Genomic DNA, 17,087 nt, shown 5'->3' on the forward strand with positions numbered 1-17,087 from the left:
GAAGGGATGATCCATGGCGGAACCTCGCTTCCTTACTGATTTTGCAAGGGATCGCACGGCTGCGATCGCGCCGCTGTACGCCATGGCTTTGTTCGGGCTGATCGTGATTGCCGGGGTGGGCTGGGATTACAGCCGTATGGCGACCATGGACAGCGAATTGCAGAACGCTGCCGATCAGGCCGCTCTCGCCGCAGCCACGCAATTGACCGGAGTGACCGGCGCGCGGGAAAGGGCGCAGGATGCCGCCAACAACTATTTTGCGACCGCAGGCAGCGCCTGGGCCAACGAGACCAAGCTTGCCAATGACGGCGACGGGCGCACGGTCGGCGGACTGAACTTCGAATTTTTCCAGAGCTGGAATCATACGACCGACGTGCCCGGACCGGTGGCCACCACCGATGCCAATGCACGTTATGTTCGGGTGACTGTGGACGGGCGCGAGGCCTTTTATGCTCTCACCGCGATCGGCGGCGTGATCTCCTCGGGCCTTATCGGGGCAAGGGCCGTGGCGACGCTCGAAGCGGCAGCCTGCAACGTCCCGCCGCTGATGGTCTGCGCGCCGACGGGCGATCCCGGCTGGCCGCGCGCAAGCGATATCGGCTCCGCGGTCGACATGCGCGAGGGACCTCAGGACAGCACGTCATTCACGCCCGGCAACTTCGACCTGCTCGACATCGATTATGTTAACGTCAGCAATAATCAGCAGAATCTCACATTGGGGCTGAATTCTGATCTGCTTGGCTGTACTGCCGCCCAGCTCCAGACCGCACCCGGCCGCCGCACCACCCAGGACAGGGCAATCAACACCCGGTTCGGAATTTACTCCGGCGGATCGGGCAGACTCAATCCAGAACCCAACGGTGATTTCCGTCCTGCCGAAGTGACACGTAGCGACTTCATTCGCAGCATCAGCCGCGGCAATCTTGCCAATACTCCGGCTGACATCTGCGATGACAGCACGCTCGGAGCCCTCATTGCTCCGCCCGAAAGCCCCACGCTGCCGAAACAGGGCTTCCCGCTGGACGACTGCCAGACGTTCGGCCTCCTCGCCTGCGGCAGTTTCGGCGACGGCAACTGGCCGGCCAACACCTACATGAACAATATCCATGGCACGACGCTGACCGATGATCTCATCGATCAAATCGATACCGACGGGAACGATCGGGTCACCCGGTTCGAAGTATATAATTGGGAACGCGCGGTTGCGTCGCGTAACGCGCCAAGAGAGTTGGCCCGCGTTCCGAACCAGAACGGCAATGGCGGGACTGTCTACTGTTCTGCGCCTCGTCCGATCGAGGGCACGCCGGTGGTCCCCACCGCGACCCAGAAGGATCGCCGCATCGTAACCGTCGCCGTGGTGGACTGCGCCGGCAACACCGGCCGCTTTGACGTCAACACCTTCAAGTTCGTCGACATGTTTCTCCTGAGCCCCATGGCGACTTCGGGAGGCGTTCGCGAACTCAAGGCCGAGATTATCGGTCCGGCCCGCCGCGCCGACGGCGGTAGCGGGTTCCAGACCTTCGGCCGCAAGAAGGCGGTGCTGGTCCAATGATCGCGCGCTTCATCAGGAATTCCTTCGGAACGGCCGCCGCCGAATTCGCGCTGACCCTGCCGATGATGCTGGCATTGCTGTTCGGCGCGATGGAGGCAGGGCACTTTTTCTGGACCCAGCACAAGATCGTCAAATCGGTGCGCGACGGTGCACGTTTCGCATCGCGGCTCGATGTCACGCGGCTGTGTGCGAACGATGCAGCCCTCCTGACCGAGATCCGCAATGTTACGGCGACCGGGCAACTCGTTACCGGCGGAACGCCAAAGGTTCCCGGCTGGCAGCCTGCAAACGTGAACGTCGCCGTTTCCTGCGGCAGTTTTGTGGACACGGGGATCTATTCCGATCTGGGCGAGCGCGGGCCGCTGGTGACCGTTTCGTCGGGAGCGGTCCGTTACCCTTCGATCCTTGGCGGACTTGGCTACATCGACAGTTCGATCAATCTATCGGCCCGCTCCAGTGCCGCGGTGGTGGGCATATGAACCGGCTCCACCAACTCTGGCGCGACAGGCGCGGCGCTTCGGCAGCGGAATTCGCGCTCGTCCTGCCCGCCGCATTGCTGCTGCTGTTCGGCATCATCGATGTCGGGAATTATGCCTGGACGCTGAACGAATACGAAAAAGCGACGCAGATGGGCGCGCGCTATGCTGTGGTAACGAATGTGCTATCGCCGGCACTCGAGCAGCAGACCTATGTCGGTCAGACCTGCAACGGCGCGACCCTGCGCGCCGGCGATCGTATTTGCCGCGAGGCTCTGGGCACCATCGAATGCAACAGCACCGGCTGCCAGTGCGCTGAGGCGCCGTGTCCGGCAAGCAACCTTTCGCCGGCGAGCAATGCCGCCTTTCTCGCGCTCGTCAATCGGATGCGGACGTTCCAGCCGGCGATTGCCGCCAGCACCGTGCGGGTAACCTACCGGGGTTCGGGTCTGGGATATGCCGGCGATCCTAACAAACCCGAGATTGCCCCACTGGTGACCGTAAGGGTCGTGAATGCGACCTACGTCCCGATCACATTGTCGCCACTCGGAATCGGGGTTCCTCTGCCCGATTTCTCCTACTCCTTAACCCTCGAAGACGGCGAGGGAGCGACTTCGAGCTGAAATGGATGATCGCATGAGCATGTCCCAGACCCTCACTCTGTATCGCCGCGTACCGACGCGAATGTGCGTCTGCGTGGTTGCAAGGCAAAGTGAACTCGATGGCCTGGAAGAGAGGCTGCCTGCGGAATTCCGCGAAATGGTCACCGGCATTGCCGCCTCCGCCGACGAAGCGCTCCCGGAACTTCCGTCGACGCGGCCCAATGTGCTGGTCATCGAAGTCAATCCGGCGCTGCCCGGCTCAATGCGGCGGGCCGAGCAGACGCGCGCGCGTTTTCCCGATCTGCCGATGATTGCCGCAGTCGAGAACCTCGATCTCAACAAGGTGCGCACGCTGATGCGGCTTGGCATCAAGGATGTTGTGGCCTTGCCTTTCAATGTCGATGAATTGCTTCCGGCAGTCATCGATCTCGGCACGGAGCAGGCCGGTACTGACGCCGGGTTGGCGCCGATGCATGCCGTGATCCACTCGTCCGGCGGAGCGGGGGCCAGCACGGTTGTCTCGCATCTGGCGGCGGCCCTTGTCGATCAGAACGAGGATGCGCGCTGCTGCATCGTTGATCTTGATTTCCAGTTTGGCGAGATGGCCCTGCTGTTCGGACAGACACCGTCGACGGGCGTGCTCGACTGCCTTGATGCGGGCGACAGGCTGGATTGGGATATTGTCGCCGGTGCTGTGACCAAGGTGCGCCCCCGGATCGATCTTCTGGCCGCTCCACGCGATATCCCGCCACCCGAAACGATCGCAACCGAACAATTGCTGCGACTGCTGACCATGCTGCGCCAGTTTTACGACCATGTGCTGCTCGATTTTCCGGTCGGTTGGTCGGAAGCCGGTCTTTCGGCTGCGTGTGCGTGCGATCGTCTGCTGCTGGTGGTCGACCAGTCGGTGCGCAGCATCAGCCGGGCAGCCAAGACAATTGCTCTGCTCGACAGTGTGGAACTGGAACGCCAGCATGTCGGCCTGATCGTCAATCGAGCCGAAAAGCGATTGTTTCAGGCAATCAGTACGGATGATGTCAGTGCAACGCTCGGTCGCGAGATCGTTGCTGCCGTACCGCTCGTCAAATCCGCGCTGCAAGAAGCCCAGGTGCGCGGAGTGCTGCTGAGCGAGGAGGATCCCCGTGGTGCCTTCGCGAAAACCTTCGGTCAGCTGGCGCAGAACATCGCGACGGAAACCGGGGAAGCATCATGAAATGGTCGGTGAAAAAGGACAGCGTGCAGGCGGAGCAACCGGTCGAAGAGGAAGCATCCGCGATTGCGTCGGTACCGGAGATCGCCTCGCCTCAAGACGAAAAGCAGGCGCAATTCCTCGAACTCAAAATCTCGATCCACCGCCTGTTGCTTGACAAGATCAACCTGTCCGCGCTCGACAAGCTTCCGCGCGCGACCATTCGCGCAGAGGTCGCCGAGATCATCGGGGAGATGCTGGCGGAGCGGAAGGAAAACCTGAACCGCGCCGAACGCGAAGCTCTTGTCGACAATGTGCTCGATGAATTGCTCGGTCTCGGGCCGCTCGAACCCTTGCTGCAGGACGAGACGATCACCGACATTCTCGTCAATGGCCCGAAAACCGTGTTCGTCGAACGTTTCGGCAAGCTCCAGCGGGCGGCAACGACGTTTCAGGATGAACGCCATCTGACGCGGATCATCCAGAAGATCGTCAGTGCCGTGGGTCGCCGGATCGACGAATCCTCGCCCTTTGTCGATGCCCGTCTGGCCGATGGCTCGCGCGTCAATGCGATCGTCGCGCCGCTCGCGGTGGACGGATCGCTGCTTTCGATCCGTAAATTCGCGAAGAAGCGGATCGGGATGGACCGGCTTGAGGAACTTGGCAGCCTTACCCCGGCCATGGCCGAGATCCTGCGCACCATTGTGATGCTGCGGCGGAATGTATTGATCAGCGGGGGTACCGGTTCGGGCAAGACCACCCTTCTCAACGCCCTTTCGTCATTTATCGACGGCAGCGAGCGCATTGTGACGATCGAGGATAGCGCCGAACTGCAACTGCAACAGGAGCATGTTGCACGGCTTGAAACCCGCCCCGCCAATATCGAAGGCAAGGGCGAAATTACCCAACGCGATCTGGTCAAGAACGCCCTGCGCATGCGCCCCGACCGCATCATCGTGGGCGAAGTGCGTGCAGGCGAAGCGTTCGACATGCTGCAGGCGATGAACACCGGCCACGACGGGTCGATGACCACCGTCCACGCCAATACGCCGCGCGATGCGCTGTCGCGCGTCGAACAGATGATCGGCATGAGCGGCATCGATATGCCGATCCGGTCGGCACGGGCGCAGATCGCCTCGGCAGTCAACGTGGTGATCCAGGTCGGCCGGCTTTCGGACGGTCGCCGCAAGATCCTGAGCATTTCCGAAATTACCGGCATGGAAAGCGACACCATCACCATGCAGGAAATCTATCGTTTCAAGATGACCGGCCGGACTGAAAACGGCGATGTGCTGGGCCGTTTCGAGGCGACCGGCATCCGGCCGAAATTCGCTGCCGACGCCGCGACCGCCGGCATCAACCTCGGTGCCGATCTTTTCCGCCCTGAATACGGATCGGAAATGGCATGACCGACGCAATCATTAAGATCGGCATCCTGCTGGCGCTGTTTGCCGCGACGTTCATCATCGTCCAGGCCATGCTCAATGTGGCCTGGGCACGACGCTCGCGGCTTAATACGATCAACCAGCGTCTCCGCATGATCAGCGAGGGGCGCACCCGCGAAGAAGTCGTGTCGGTGCTTCGCAAGAATAGCGGGACCGATTTTTCCGCTTTCCCGCAGCCGATCGCCGGGTGGCTGACGGCACTGGAGCGTGCGCTGCGATCTGCCGGAATCCAGTTCCAGACCAGCCAGGTCATATTCGGCATGGCCGTCGCCTTCGGGCTGCTCGTGGCCGTGATCGGCGTCGCTGCATCCATGAGCGGGTTCGCGATGACGCAGGGCACCGTGCTGCTGATACTTACTCTGGCTTTCTGTGTTGCGGTTCTGCTTCCGATTCTGGTGATCAGTGCATCCGGCCAGCGGCGACGCAAACGGATGGAAGAACAGTTTCCGGTCAGTCTGGATGTCTTCATTCGCGCCTTGCGCGCAGGCCATCCGGTGGCATCGGCGATCGATCTTCTGACCAAGGAAATGCCCGATCCGATCGGCAGTGAATATGGTCTGGTCGCCGACGAAGTCGCCTACGGGGCCGAACTTTCGGATTCTCTTGCGGCCATGGCCGAACGCTGGGATCTCGAGGACATCCGGATGTTCGTGGTTTCGCTTTCGGTCCAGAACGAGACCGGCGGGAACCTCGCCGAGATATTGGAAAATCTGGCCAATGTCGTGCGCGCGCGGGCCAGCCTGTTTCTCAAGGTGCGGGCGCTGAGTTCGGAAGGACGAATGACCGGCTGGATCCTGAGTATCCTTCCGGTCGCGGCATTCGTGGCCTTGTTCGCGATCAATCCCGAATTCTATCTCGATGTCGCTGGCGACCCGATATTCATTCTCGTGTTTGTCTTGCTGATGGTGATGTACACCATCGGCTTCGTCACGATCCGTCTGATGATCAACATCAAGGTGTGATGGCGATGATCGATCTGATAGCCAGCAGTCTCGTGATCAAAAGCGCCGTTTTGTTCGGCGTCTTTGCCGTCATTGCGCTCGTTTCCTTCGTCGGTCTCAATCTTGCAGTTCGCCGCCGCGAGAACCGGCAGGCTCTCGAACGGCTGGTGGTCGGAAGTGTTGACCAGGGCCAGACTGCCAGCCTTCGCAACCTCGGCAACGAGAACACCTGGGCGCGGATGGCCGAACGGATCGAAAAGGCGGGGCTCAGTCTTGCTGACTCGAAGGATGAACGGCTCTCGGCAAGGCTCAGGGAGGCGGGATTCACCAGTCCCTCGGCTCCCCGGATCTTTACTCTTATCCGGTTGATACTTGTGTTTGCGCTTCCGGCCATGGCCCTTGCGGCCATCTATCTTGCCGGGAAACGTCCGGAAGTCCTGACGATCTATATCGTCGGCTCGTTGTTCGGGCTGTTAGGGCTATTCTTGCCCAACCTCGTCGTCAGCGCGCGGGCCGACCGGCGGAAACAGGCGATCGTCAACGGTTTTCCGGACTGTCTGGATCTCATGCTTGTCTGCATCGAGGCCGGCCTGGGTATCGAGGCGGCGATGGACCGGGTGGGCCGGGAAACGGTCGGTGCCCATCCCAGAGTTGCCGAGCTGCTTTCGGCGACATGTCTCCAGTTGCGGGCGGGTGCATCGCGCGAAGAAGCTTTCCGGTCCTTGGCCGAAAGCGCGGGCGTCGATGAAATCCGGTCCTTTGCGACACTGCTGGTCCAGTCGGACAAGCTGGGTACCAGTATCGGCAACACGCTTCGCGTCTATGCCGAGGAAATGCGCGAAAAGCGCAGAATGCGTGCCGAAGAAAAGGCGCATCGCCTGCCGGTACTGATCTCGATCCCGCTGGTGGTGTTCATGCTGCCCGTGATGATCGGCGTGCTGATGTTGCCGGCCGGGGTTCGTATTTTGCGCGAAGTTGCTCCAATGCTGATGGGAGGCTGACTATGAAAAGCAGGATTCTGGCGGGCGTGATGCTGGCCCTTGTGAGCGGGGGCTGTTCCTCGCTCGATTTCGGTCCGAAGCCCAGAATGGCGCAGAACGTCCAGCTCGACCGGTATTTCGTCTCGCGCCTTGCGGCCGGTCGCCAATACCTCAACCAAGGCCAGGTCACCAAGGCGATCGAAGCCTTCAGGCAGGCCTCCTACAATGAAGCGACCGCACCGGAAGCCCTGAACGGGATGGGCGTAGCTTACTCCATGCTTGGCCGCGACGATGTTGCCCGAGATCTTTTTGTCAGGGCAATCGACCGTAACCCCGCCGACGAGCGGTTTTGGCGAAATCTGGCCCGGGCCGATGAAAAGATCATGATGGCGGCAAAGCGTCAGCCTGCCCCGGCAGATGTCGTCCCGGAAACCATTGCGGCACCGGCCGAGCCGCAACTCGCGGCAATGGACACACCATTGCAGCCCGCAGTTGCGAAGCCCGTTAAGGCGCGGACGCTGAAAAAGGCGAAAGTGACAGAGGTTTTCATTTCGACGAAGGACAGTGATCAGGTCGCTGCGGCAGGCGTTCCCGCAACCGGTAATGTCGTCGTCGTCGGCAAAAGGGCGGCTCCTCTCCGCGTGGCGAGCCGTTCGTCATCGCCGCAATACCCGATCAGGATCCGGCTGAAGTCTTCGGATAAAGCCGGGAAGTCATCGGCTTTCCAGCGCGATGGCCAGAATTATCCCATCCGCATCTCTCTGACCAAGCAGTGAGCCGGATAGAATAGGTGGAAGGTTTCGGCGCCACTATTCCGTTCGCGCTCATGGCCTGTCTGGCTGGTGTCGGCGCGTGGACGGACATTACAAGGCGGCAGCTTTCGAACTGGCTGAGCCTTGCCACTCTTGTGGCAGGCCTTGCGGTCACCGCCGCGCTCGGTACGCCCGAAGTGTTCCTTAGTCATGTCGGCCACTTCGCGGTGGCTCTCGGGATCGGGCTGGCGCTGTTTGCCGCCGGGGTCTGGGGCGGCGGCGACGGCAAGTTCTATGCCGCGGTCGCTTCGTGGTTTCCCATCGGCGCCTTTTTCAATCTCGTCGTCGCCATCTCGATGGTGGGATTGGCTATGCTGATCGTGATGACGGTGAAGTCGCGGGGAAAGCTGTTCAGAAAGGATGCCGTCGGCGTTCCCTACGGCGTTGCGATCGGCTTGGGGGCGCTGCTGGTTCTGGGGCAGGGGCTTTGGTAGGCGCCGCGCCTCGCGCGGTTGGCCGGCTGGCTGTCGCATGCGCTGTATTCGCGCTGGTGGCCCATGGCGCAGTTGCCGCATCGGATGATGCTGCCGCTGACGATGCCGGCCTCGCGCCTGCCGTGGCCGAGGAGTCCGAAGGCACATCTCCGCCCTATCAGCCCGTTACCATCGCCAGACCCGTCGGCCGTGTGCGACTGGCCGAGGTCGGGGACGAACTAGGGGTCCGTCGTTTTGAAGCGCGAAGCGCCGGGTCGGCTGGCACGACGATTTTCTTTTCCGAACGGCCCTTGCGCAAGCGCGCAGGATTTTCCGGCGTGGCGAGCATCCCCTCTGGCATGCCTCTCACGCGTACGCGCCTGACGAGCCAGTTCGGATACCGGGTCCATCCGCTTTCGGGACGATACCAGTCGCATGCGGGCATCGATCTTGCTGCGCCGATGGGCAGTCCGGTGACCGCGACTGGCGACGGCCAGGTAAACGCGGCCGGATGGATGGGGGGATACGGTCTCGCAGTCCGGATCGATCATGGTGGCGAGGTCGAGACACGTTATGCGCACCTTTCCGCACTGGCGGTCGTCGCCGGGCAGGCCGTGAAACGCGGGCAGGTGCTCGGTTATGTCGGATCTACCGGCCGATCGACCGGCCCGCATCTTCATTACGAAGTCAGGGTATCGAATGTCGCGATCGATCCTTTGGACCATGTGAAGCCGGGTTCGTGAGGCGTATTGTTGCCACCAACTTCGTCGTGACCGGCGGTCACGGTCGCAGGTAAGGCGTCAGGCCGGTTCGACGGCCTATCAATCCTCGTCCGTTTCGCCCCCAGAGTCGCGCGATTGTTCGATCTGCAACTTCTCGCGCACATGGGTTTGCGACATCGAGATGACGTGATCGACGCCGGCGACGGTGATCGCAAGCGTGCCGTCCTGAGTGAATTCGACGAAGCCCTTGCCCCTCAGATACCAGATATGGAATTCGAGGCTTTCTTCAGAGCAGTACAACATCTGCTGTAGCGAATACTGGCCCACCCCGGCATCGCTGGCGATCTCTCGCCTGCGTTTGTACAGGTAAAGCAGTATCTTGCGATGCGCCTCGTCGTCGGAAAGGGCGACCCGTTCGCTTTCGGTCTCGTTGACGGGGATTTCGAACGAAAACCCTGTGTGGATCGCGTAGTCGACATTGTACTTCTCGCGCTCGGCCGGGTTCTTGAGCGCCCGATAGGCTTCAAGAACGCGTCTGAACTTATCCGTATCGGCTGTTTCCGGATGATCGGGGTGATAGGTCTTGGCAAGGTCGCGATAGGCGGCTTCAAGCGTTTTTAAATCGCACTGGGGGTGAACCTGCAGGAGGCTGTAGAAATCAACAAACGACTGCCCGTTCGTCACGACGAATCCCCCCTTGCTTTACTGCCCTGCTATTCAACCGGAATTGGAATACGAATATTGCTCCGGGAAGCGCACGGCACAAGTTGAATTTTATTTGGTGACAGCAACACGTACAGCTCTGTCCAATAGGCAGAAGCGGCCAGCCGGTGCGGGGAAGGGCGGGCTAGGCGTCCTGCCGCCGGTCCAGCCAGCGTGCGGCTTTCACCCCGCCGGTGATCAGGAAAGGCACCAGCACCAGCGAAAGCACCACCTTTGCCAGCACCTGGCCGATCATCAGGTCGGTGATGTCGAATTCGCCGTAGAAGGCGAGTGTGATGAAGATCACCGAATCCACCGCCTGCGACAGCGCGGAGGCAATCGCGCCGCGCAGCATCAGGCCGATGGTGCTTTCGCCCTCTCCGCTGCCGCGCAGGCGGTCAAAGATCCAGATGTTGAGCAGCAGCGAGGTGATGTAGCTTGCCGGCCCTGCCATCCAAACGCGCCAGGTCGACTGGTGCACCCGCTCGAAGGCTGCGAGATCCTCGGGGCGGAAGGCCAGCATCTCGGACGAGGCGGGCAGCGCCAGCACCAGCTGCATCAGCAGAGCCGAAAGGCCCAATGGCAGGAAGCCCCACCATACGATCCGCTTGGCCGCCTCGCGCCCGTAAAGCTGTGAGAGCGTGGACGAGATCACCACCAGCAGCAGGAAGGGAAAGATCCCGCTCTCCACCGCAAGGCTCGTCGGCCACAGCTGTACCTGCTTGAACGCCAGCACACCCGCCAGCACCGTCATACCGCCGTAAAGCAGCGTATAGACAAACATCCCGAGCGGCAGCGTGATGCCTGGCGGGGTGGTCGCGGCGAAAGGGGCGGCGGACGGCGTGTCGTTCATCGCCTGAGGCGTAGCCAGCACGGGGGCAAAAGAAAAGCGTTGCCCAAGCGGCTGTCACCACAATGTCGCATCGCCTGCTTGCAAGTGGCGATGCAAACTGCCACGCCCGCGCCAGACAAATACGAGGCTACGGCTTCGCTGCAACGGGGATCGGGTCGCCTCAACGCGGGCGCAAACCGGCAAGACAAGGGGCCATTCGCTGCCGTGAACGAGAGTATCACGTCCATCCTGCTGAGCCTCGCAGGGATCGTCGCCATTCTGGGCATCGCCTTTGCGCTTTCATCGGGCCGCCGCAGGATCAACCTGCGCGTGGTCGGTGCGGCCTTCGCGTTGCAGGCCTTCACCGCGCTGATCGTGCTGCGCACCGATATCGGTGTGGCGGTGATCGGCGGGCTTTCGGGCGGTGTGATCGCGCTGCTCGATTTCTCCAAGGTGGGCATCACCTCGGTGTTCGGCCCGATGGAAGGCAATCCCTTCGCCAACACCTTTGTCATTGCCGCGCTGCCGGTGATCGTGTTCTTCGCGGCGATCGTCTCGATCCTCTACCACCTCGGCATCATGCAGCGGCTGGTGCGCTGGGTGGGCGGGGCGATCGGCTGGATCACCGGGATCAGCAAGGTCGAGGCGCTGGGCGCGGCCGCCAATATCTTCGTCGGCCAGTCGGAAAGCCCGCTGGTGGTGCGCCCCTATCTCGCCGCGCTGCCGCCCGCACGCCTGTTCACGCTGATGGCGGTTGGCATGGCGGGCGTGGCGGGGACGATCCTTGCCGCCTATGCCAGCTTCATCGGCGAAGAGGCGGTGCCGTTCCTGCTCGCCGCCGCGTTCATGTCGGCACCGGGCGGGATTCTGATGGCCAAGATCATCATGCCCGACGATGCGCCTTCTGCTCTTAACCGCGACCATGCCATCGGCGCGGCGGCAGTGGCGCGGGCGCGCGGCAAGGGCAATGCGGTTGCAGAGGCCACCCGCGTCGTCATGTATGACGAGAACGGGCAGGAAATCGAACTGCCGCAATCGCGCATCAGCTCCACCGGGCCGGCCTCGATCCTCGAAAGCGGCAAGGCGGATGAAGTGACGGCGGCGGAAACCTTCGAGGAAGGCCAGCGCCCTGCCAACATCATCGAGGCTGCCGCCCAGGGCACCCAGACCGGGGTCAAGCTGGCGGTCGCGGTGGGCGCCATGGTGATGGTGTTTGTCGCGCTGGTGGCGCTGGCCAACGGCATGCTCGGCGGGATCGGATCGGGCGTCGTCGCGCTGGCCGGCGGCCTTGGTATGCCGCTGGGTGCCGAAAGCGCCGAATGGCTGACCACGCTCAGTTTCCAGAAGCTGCTTGGCTATCTGTTCGCGCCGGTGATGTTCCTGATCGGGATTGCCGACTGGGATCAGGCGCAGATTGCAGGCGGATTGTTCGGCACCAAGATCGTGCTCAACGAATTCGTCGCCTTCATCGATCTGGGCGCAATGACCGATGGCCAGCTGACCGAACGCAGCCGCGCGATCGTGACCTTTGCTCTGTGCGGGTTTGCCAATTTCTCGTCGATCGCGATCCAGATGGCGGTGACCGGCGGGCTCGCCCCCAACCAGCGCCCGGTGATTGCCAAGCTGGGTCTGAAGGCGCTGGCCGCGGGCAGCCTTGCCAACCTGATGAGCGCGGCGCTGGCGAGCCTGTTTCTGCCGCTCTGATCCTCTTGGCAGAAAGGCAGGCGCAGGTGTAAGGCCGCGCGCATGAACGAAATCGCATCCGTCAGCCTCGCCCAGCCGCTTGAAAACATCGCCGACGAACTCGGTCGCAGTTTTGCCGAATACGGCTTTGCCGTGGTCCGCGATCACGGCATCCCGCAGAGCCTGATCGACGAGGCCGAAGCCGTCTCCAAGGCGTTCTTCGCGCTGCCCGACGCGGTCAAGCGCGCTTACAAGATCGAAGGCGGCGGCGGCGCGCGCGGCTATACCCCGTTCGGCACCGAAAAGGCCAAGGATGCCGAGGTGTTCGATCTCAAGGAATTCTGGCACGTCGGGCGCGATCTGCCCGCCGATCATCCGCTGGCGCAGTTCATGGCCCCCAACATCTGGCCTGCCGAGGTCGAGGGCTTCCGCGAAACCATGAGCGCGCTGTTCACCGCATTCGAAGTCGCTGGTGCCCGCGTGCTCGAAGCGATCGCGCTGCACCTGGGCCGTCCGCGTGATTTCTTCGCGGCCTCCGTCGAGGACGGCAATTCGGTGATGCGCCTGCTGCACTATCCGCCGCTGGGCGACGACGCCCCCGAAGGGGCGATTCGCGCCGCTGCGCATGGTGACATCAACACCATCACGCTGCTGCTCGGCGCCGAGGAAGCGGGGCTCGAACTGCTGACGAAGCAGGGCGAGTGGCTACCGATCCCGGCAGTGGAAGGCGCGCTGGTGATCAATGTCGGCGATATGCTCGAACGCCAGACCAACGGGCGGCTGCGCTCGACCACGCACCGGGTGGTGAACCCGCGCGGGGAAGCGGCAAGGCGTTCGCGCTATTCCATGCCCTTTTTCCTGCATTTCCGGCCTGATTTCCTGATCGAGCCGCTGCCGGAATGCATCTCTGCCGACGATGCAGCCCCGCCGCCGGCACCGATCAGTGCGCATGATTTCCTCATGCAGCGCCTGCGCGAGATCAATCTCGCCTGAGTCGCGCGGGACGCGGTGGACGGGCTTACCCAAAAAACCCTGATTCGTTGCGTAGATGCAACACCTGCAACAGAAGTCGCGCAAATCCGCCGGATTCTGTGTGCCCGAAGTCACGCTTTCCGAGGAAACGCGTTATGGCCGCGGCGGGTTTCATCAAACTGTCACAGAACAGTCGCTTTTCCGCAGTCACGCGGGCCTAGGGGAGCCCGGCAACCGATCTCTCTCTCCACTGTCACCAGGGGCTACTTTCATGAAGCTTAAGTATCTTCTTGCCGCAAGCGTCGTCAGCCTTGCCGCAACCACCACTTTCGTCGCGGCACCGGCCGCCGCCCAGCAGATCACCTCGGGCGTCGAAGGCCAGGTCACCGATGAAAACGGCAACCCGCTCGCCGGCGCCGTCGTCACCGTGACCAACGCCGCGAACAACGCGACCCGCACCACCACCACCGATTCCAACGGCGGCTTCCGCATCGTCTCGCTGCAGCCGGGCGAATACCAGATCACCGTGACCGCCGACGGCTTCGAAGGCCAGACGGTTGAAAGCGTGAACACCAACATCGGTGGCCGCACCGCGTTTAACTTCGCGCTGGCTTCGACCGCTGCCGGTTCGGCCGACAACACCATCATCGTTACCGGCGCCCGCGCCCGCGTAAGCCAGGTCGCTGTCGGCCCGGGCACCGCGTTCGGCCAGGAAGAGCTCGAATCCTTCCCGTCGATCACCCGCGACATCCGCGACATCATCCGCATCGACCCGCGCGTTGCGCTGGACAACCAGAACGACGTCGAGCGCATTTCCTGCCTCGGCGGCAACGACCGTTCGAACACCTTCACCGTTGACGGTATCGTGCAGGCGGACACCTTCGGCCTCAACGGCACGCCGTTTGCCGCGCGTAACGCGCTGCCGCTGCCGTTCGACGTGGTCGACCAGGTTTCGGTCGAATTCGCGCCGTTCGACGTCGAATATTCGGAATTCACCGGCTGTCTCGTCAACGTCGTCACCAAGGCGGGCGGCAACGAGTTCCACGGCTCGGCCTTCATCACCTATTTCGATGGCGGCATGGTCGGCGATCTCGACACCGGCAGCCAGGAAAAGCGCTGGGGCGCCACCCTGTCTGGCCCGATCATCAAGGACCGTCTGTTCTTCTCGTTCGGCTATGAAGAAACCGATCTGGGCGACGGCAATGAATTCGGCCCCGCCGGCGGCGGTTTCGTGAACGAAGCCAACTTCGTCACCCAGGACCAGTTCAACGAATTCGCTCGCATCGCGCGCGACGTCTATGGTCAGGACACCGGCGGTTACCCGACCGCGCTGCCCGAAGCTTCGGTGCGTTACTTCGGTCGTCTCGACGCCGTGCTTGCCGAAGGTCACCGTCTCGAAGCCACCTACCAGCGGCTTGAGGAAACCAACGTCGAAAGCGATTTCGGCGGCCAGAACCTGACCGGCCTCAACTCGTTCGAGGACGAAGGCACGCTGTCGGACTACTACTCGGTCCGTCTCTATTCGGAATGGAGCGACTCGGTTTCGACCGAACTGCGCGTGAGCCGCGCCGAAGTCGGTGACGTGCAGGGCCCTGTCGGCGGCGGCGAAGCCCAGTCCGACAGCCCGATCGTGCGTCTCGTCGTCGGCGTTGAACCGGTTGCCGGCCTGACCACGCAGGAAGGCCTGCTGTCGACCGGCCCGGGCATCTTCCGCTCGGCCAACCAGCTCGACACCCGGATCGATCAGGCCCGCTTCCAGATGAACATCGACGCTGGCGGCGGCCACTTCTTCAAGCTCGGCGCCGAAGTGAACGATCTGTCGGTTTACAACCTGTTCGCCGTCAACGCGACCGGTTCGCTGTACTTCCGCAACCTCGCCGACTTCGAAGCCGGCCTGCTGTCGCCGGGTTCGACGATCTTCCCGACCCAGCAGCAGATCGTCGACGGTCTGTCGGTCGCGGGTGACATCAACGCCTCGCCCAGCGGCGACATCAACGAAGCCGCCGCGCGCTTCGGCCGTACCATCTGGTCGTTCTACGCCCAGGACGAATGGCAGGCGACCGATCAGCTGGCGATCAACGCCGGTGTCCGCGTGCAGCTCTATTCGGGCGATGCGCCGCGGGCCAACCCGCAGTTCCTCGACCGCTACGGCTTCACCAACGCCAACCCGTTCAGCCGCCTCGACCCGGTGCTCCTGCCGCGCGTTTCGGCGACCTACGAGTTCGACAATGACGGCTTCTTCTCGGGCTCGCGCCTGACCGGCGGCGTCGGCGTGTTCTCGGGCGGTGACCCGGTGGTGTACTTCTCGAACGCCTTCTCGAACAACGGCTTCTCGACCGGCCTCGGCACCTCGGCGAACTGCTCGGCAGCCGATCTGCCGCGCAACGCCGATGGTCAGCCCTCGGTGCTCGACGCATCAGGCAACTTCACCGGCTTCCCGGCCTGTATCCGGGCTGCCGGTTCGGCTGAAGCGGCTGCGGGTCTGGCCGACACCCAGTCGACCGATCCCGAGTTCGACGTTCCGACCGTGGTTCGTGCCAATATCGGCTTTGCCACCACCTTCGGCACCGAAACCGGCTTCTTCAGCAACTGGAAGCTGAACCTCGACTACATCTACTCGCGGTTCAACGACACGCTGAACTTCGTCGACCTGTCGCAGACCCCGAACATCACCCGTGGCCTCAACGGCTTCACGGTTGACGGGCGTCCGATCTACGCGGCGATCGACCCGAACGATCCGGATGCGGCGGGCTGCAACGCCACGCTCGACTACTCGGGCGGCACGCCGCCGGTGTGGCAGGGTGTCACCGCGCAGTGCTTCAACCGCATCGGCCGTGACGACGAAATCCAGCTCACCAACGGGCCGAGCTACGAAAGCCACGTCGCCTCGATCATCCTGTCGAAGCGTTTCCAGGGCGGTCTGTTCACCCAGGGCGGTTCGTTCAACGTGAACTTCGGCTACGCCTTCACCGACTCGGAGAACAACCGCAACAACGGTTCGTCGACCGCGACTTCGTCGTACGACGTCACCGCGGCCTTCGATCGTCAGAACCCGGCGGTGTCGACTTCGAACTTCGAAGTGCGTCACAACATCACCGCGACCTTCAACCTGCGTGAAGAGTTCATCGACGGTTACGATACCAACTTCGGTATCTTCTTCCGGGCGCGTTCGGGCCTCCCGTACAGCCTGACCTTCGATAACGGCGGCGTGTTCAACGACAGCGCTTCGGGCACCGACAACGCGCTGCTCTACATCCCGAGCGGCGTGAACGATCCGAACGTGTCGCCCTTGTCGAATGCTGCTGCGGTGGCGAGCCTGATCGACTACGTGAACGCCAGCGGGTGCGACTTCACCCCGGGTGCCTCGATCGCGCGCAACACCTGTAACCAGGACTGGCACTTCGACATGGACCTGCGTTTCAGCCAGGAACTGCCGTTCATCGGCAAGCTCACCGGCATCACGCAGGACAAGGTCACGCTGTTCGCGGACTTCCAGAACTTCCTCAACCTGCTCGACAATGACTGGAACGTGCTGCGTCGCCGTCCGGAATTCGTCGACGTGGTCGATGGCGGTGTGGACTCGCAGGGCCGCTACATCATCAGCGGCTTCGCGCCGGACGATCAGAACTTCATCGCTCCGGGGCCGTCGGCATGGCGGATCCAGATCGGTGCGCGCTACGAATTCTAATTCGTAAAGCGGCCTGATCTTTCAGGACAAGTGAGCGGCGGGGCCTTCGGGCTCCGCCGTTTGCGTTTGGGGGCAGGG

At 62.5% G+C, this 17,087-nt stretch carries 15 protein-coding genes; 13 read left to right on the forward strand and 2 right to left on the reverse strand.

The window, feature by feature from the left end; translation table 11 throughout:
* Nucleotides 1-13 precede the first annotated feature (13 nt).
* From OIK40_RS09145 to OIK40_RS09190, 10 genes are read left to right on the forward strand one after another with little or no spacing between them, the layout of a single operon-like run.
* Nucleotides 14-1,552, forward strand: coding sequence for a pilus assembly protein TadG-related protein (locus OIK40_RS09145; RefSeq protein WP_273677996.1), 1,539 nt, complete (start codon nucleotides 14-16; stop codon nucleotides 1,550-1,552).
* Complete coding sequence (locus OIK40_RS09150) at nucleotides 1,549-2,031, forward strand: TadE/TadG family type IV pilus assembly protein (protein WP_273677997.1); 483 nt, start codon at nucleotides 1,549-1,551, stop codon at nucleotides 2,029-2,031. Before OIK40_RS09145 ends, OIK40_RS09150 begins: the two co-directional genes overlap by 4 nt.
* The gene (locus OIK40_RS09155) at nucleotides 2,028-2,651 is read left to right on the forward strand and encodes a TadE/TadG family type IV pilus assembly protein (RefSeq protein ID WP_273677999.1); all 624 of its coding nucleotides are present in this window, start codon (nucleotides 2,028-2,030) and stop codon (nucleotides 2,649-2,651) included. The genes OIK40_RS09150 and OIK40_RS09155 overlap by 4 nt, the downstream gene beginning before the upstream one ends.
* A 1-nt stretch (nucleotide 2,652) precedes the next feature.
* Nucleotides 2,653-3,843: a CpaE/TadZ family protein gene (locus OIK40_RS09160; RefSeq protein WP_273678001.1), complete on the forward strand. Its 1,191-nt coding sequence runs from the start codon at nucleotides 2,653-2,655 to the stop codon at nucleotides 3,841-3,843.
* Nucleotides 3,840-5,228: a TadA family conjugal transfer-associated ATPase gene (locus OIK40_RS09165; protein ID WP_273678002.1), complete on the forward strand. Its 1,389-nt coding sequence runs from the start codon at nucleotides 3,840-3,842 to the stop codon at nucleotides 5,226-5,228. The genes OIK40_RS09160 and OIK40_RS09165 overlap by 4 nt, the downstream gene beginning before the upstream one ends.
* Nucleotides 5,225-6,226, forward strand: a complete 1,002-nt coding sequence (locus OIK40_RS09170; protein WP_273678004.1) for a type II secretion system F family protein — start codon at nucleotides 5,225-5,227, stop codon at nucleotides 6,224-6,226. The genes OIK40_RS09165 and OIK40_RS09170 overlap by 4 nt, the downstream gene beginning before the upstream one ends.
* Nucleotides 6,226-7,206, forward strand: coding sequence for a type II secretion system F family protein (locus OIK40_RS09175; RefSeq protein WP_273678006.1), 981 nt, complete (start codon nucleotides 6,226-6,228; stop codon nucleotides 7,204-7,206). The genes OIK40_RS09170 and OIK40_RS09175 overlap by 1 nt, the downstream gene beginning before the upstream one ends.
* Before the next feature lie 29 nt (nucleotides 7,207-7,235).
* Complete coding sequence (locus tag OIK40_RS09180) at nucleotides 7,236-7,961, forward strand: tetratricopeptide repeat protein (protein ID WP_374211803.1); 726 nt, start codon at nucleotides 7,236-7,238, stop codon at nucleotides 7,959-7,961.
* Nucleotides 7,962-7,975: 14 nt separating this feature from the next.
* Nucleotides 7,976-8,431 carry an A24 family peptidase gene (locus OIK40_RS09185; protein ID WP_273678009.1) on the forward strand — a complete coding sequence of 152 codons (456 nt, stop codon included), beginning with the start codon at nucleotides 7,976-7,978 and terminating at the stop codon, nucleotides 8,429-8,431.
* Nucleotides 8,425-9,153: a M23 family metallopeptidase gene (locus tag OIK40_RS09190; protein WP_273678011.1), complete on the forward strand. Its 729-nt coding sequence runs from the start codon at nucleotides 8,425-8,427 to the stop codon at nucleotides 9,151-9,153. The genes OIK40_RS09185 and OIK40_RS09190 overlap by 7 nt, the downstream gene beginning before the upstream one ends.
* Nucleotides 9,154-9,231: 78 nt before the next feature.
* Here the strand turns inward: OIK40_RS09190 and OIK40_RS09195 are convergent, their stop codons facing one another.
* Nucleotides 9,232-9,816, reverse strand: coding sequence for a J domain-containing protein (locus OIK40_RS09195; RefSeq protein ID WP_273678013.1), 585 nt, complete (start codon nucleotides 9,814-9,816; stop codon nucleotides 9,232-9,234).
* 163 nt (nucleotides 9,817-9,979) lie between these two features.
* Entirely contained in the window at nucleotides 9,980-10,687 is a 708-nt protein-coding gene (locus tag OIK40_RS09200; RefSeq protein ID WP_273678014.1) for a queuosine precursor transporter, read from the reverse strand.
* Between the two features lie 204 nt (nucleotides 10,688-10,891).
* Between OIK40_RS09200 and OIK40_RS09205 the strand changes: the two genes are divergently transcribed.
* The 3 genes from OIK40_RS09205 (at nucleotide 10,892) to OIK40_RS09215 (ending at nucleotide 17,009) form a co-directional block, all read left to right on the forward strand.
* The gene (locus OIK40_RS09205) at nucleotides 10,892-12,370 is read left to right on the forward strand and encodes a NupC/NupG family nucleoside CNT transporter (RefSeq protein WP_273678015.1); all 1,479 of its coding nucleotides are present in this window, start codon (nucleotides 10,892-10,894) and stop codon (nucleotides 12,368-12,370) included.
* 42 nt (nucleotides 12,371-12,412) lie between these two features.
* A complete protein-coding gene (locus OIK40_RS09210; protein ID WP_273678017.1) occupies nucleotides 12,413-13,342 on the forward strand; it encodes an isopenicillin N synthase family dioxygenase in 930 nt (309 codons plus the stop codon).
* A 250-nt stretch (nucleotides 13,343-13,592) separates the two neighbouring features.
* On the forward strand, nucleotides 13,593-17,009 hold the full coding sequence (locus OIK40_RS09215) for a TonB-dependent receptor (protein WP_273678018.1): 3,417 nt from the start codon (nucleotides 13,593-13,595) through the stop codon (nucleotides 17,007-17,009).
* Nucleotides 17,010-17,087: the final 78 nt, after the last annotated feature.

Origin of the sequence: Erythrobacter fulvus (assembly GCF_028595285.1) — a bacterium.
GTDB classification, from domain to species: domain Bacteria; phylum Pseudomonadota; class Alphaproteobacteria; order Sphingomonadales; family Sphingomonadaceae; genus Erythrobacter; species Erythrobacter fulvus.

Bases quoted from the DNA above. Each gene is read 5' to 3' on its own strand.
- OIK40_RS09160 (WP_273678001.1), top strand. From the start codon at position 2,653: ATGGATGATCGCATGAGCATGTCCCAGACCCTCACTCTGTATCGCCGC.
- OIK40_RS09145 (WP_273677996.1), top strand. From the start codon at position 14: ATGGCGGAACCTCGCTTCCTTACTGATTTTGCAAGGGATCGCACGGCT.
- OIK40_RS09215 (WP_273678018.1), top strand. From the start codon at position 13,593: ATGAAGCTTAAGTATCTTCTTGCCGCAAGCGTCGTCAGCCTTGCCGCA.
- OIK40_RS09210 (WP_273678017.1), top strand. From the start codon at position 12,413: ATGAACGAAATCGCATCCGTCAGCCTCGCCCAGCCGCTTGAAAACATC.
- OIK40_RS09170 (WP_273678004.1), top strand. From the start codon at position 5,225: ATGACCGACGCAATCATTAAGATCGGCATCCTGCTGGCGCTGTTTGCC.
- OIK40_RS09180 (WP_374211803.1), top strand. From the start codon at position 7,236: ATGCTGGCCCTTGTGAGCGGGGGCTGTTCCTCGCTCGATTTCGGTCCG.
- OIK40_RS09150 (WP_273677997.1), top strand. From the start codon at position 1,549: ATGATCGCGCGCTTCATCAGGAATTCCTTCGGAACGGCCGCCGCCGAA.
- OIK40_RS09165 (WP_273678002.1), top strand. From the start codon at position 3,840: ATGAAATGGTCGGTGAAAAAGGACAGCGTGCAGGCGGAGCAACCGGTC.
- OIK40_RS09155 (WP_273677999.1), top strand. From the start codon at position 2,028: ATGAACCGGCTCCACCAACTCTGGCGCGACAGGCGCGGCGCTTCGGCA.
- OIK40_RS09175 (WP_273678006.1), top strand. From the start codon at position 6,226: ATGGCGATGATCGATCTGATAGCCAGCAGTCTCGTGATCAAAAGCGCC.
- OIK40_RS09200 (WP_273678014.1), bottom strand. From the start codon at position 10,687: ATGAACGACACGCCGTCCGCCGCCCCTTTCGCCGCGACCACCCCGCCA.